1 protein-coding gene is annotated in these 1,058 nt (G+C 47.4%); it reads left to right on the forward strand.

Going from position 1 to position 1,058, the window contains the following annotated elements; translation table 11 throughout:
- Positions 1-1,058, forward strand: a 1,058-nt coding sequence (locus tag R7Q11_RS24965; RefSeq protein ID WP_225466854.1) for a multifunctional CCA addition/repair protein, incomplete at both ends; no start/stop codon positions are given.

Consider the following 1,058-nt stretch of genomic DNA (forward strand, 5'->3'; position numbering starts at 1 on the left):
ACTTTCCTGTTTTTCTTCATCCTAAAAATAAAGAAGAACACGCACTTGCACGAACCGAAAGAAAATCAGGCTCAGGTTACACGGGCTTTGACTGTTTCTTCGATCCAAGCGTAACGCTAGAAGAGGATTTGATTCGCCGTGATTTAACCATTAACGCCATGGCGATGGATGATAGCGGCCAGCTGTACGATCCTTATGGCGGCCAAGCCGATTTGAATAATCGCATATTGCGTCATGTATCGGATGCTTTTGTGGAAGATCCCCTTAGAGTACTTCGGGTCGCACGTTTTGCTGCAAAACTTGCCTCGCTGGGATTTACGGTAGCAAAAGAAACCATGCAACTCATGCGCGACATGGCAGACTCTGGTGAACTCAATACGCTAACACCAGAACGCGTGTGGCAAGAGTGGCATAAATCGCTTTCAACGCCTCGTCCCGATGTGTTTTTATCAGTGTTGCGAGATTGCGGCGCGTTAGCTGTCGTGCTACCAGAAATCGAGGCGTTGTTTGGGGTGCCTCAACCTGAAAAATGGCATCCAGAGATCGATACGGGTATCCATACGTTGATGGTAGCAGAGCAAGCCGCAAAGCTGAGCACATCACTCCCTGTCAGATTTGCCGCACAGGTGCATGACTTAGGGAAAGGCGTGACACCAGAGAGCGAATGGCCTAGCCATAAAATGCATTGTCATACCGGTTTAAAGCTAATTAAAAAACTGTGCGAACGTGTACGTGTACCGAATGAATTTAAAGATTTAGCGCTCATGGTCTGCGAGCAACACTCCAACATTCATCGCGCCGCAGAGTTAAAGCCGCAAACCATCATCAAAATCCTGAACAAGTTTGATGTATGGCGCAAGTCGGAGCGCCTAAAAGACATTCTAATTTGCTGCCAAGCGGATCACGCAGGCCGCAAAGGTTTAGAAGATCTACCGTATCCACAAGCGGATATTTTTATGCTGGCCTATCAAGCAGCGGCATCAGTAGATGTGCAAGCCATCATTCAGGATGGCTTCAAAGGTCCAGCTATTCGTGATGAACAAGAAAAACGACGTATT

It is taken from the genome of Vibrio sp. 970 (genome assembly GCF_033339075.1).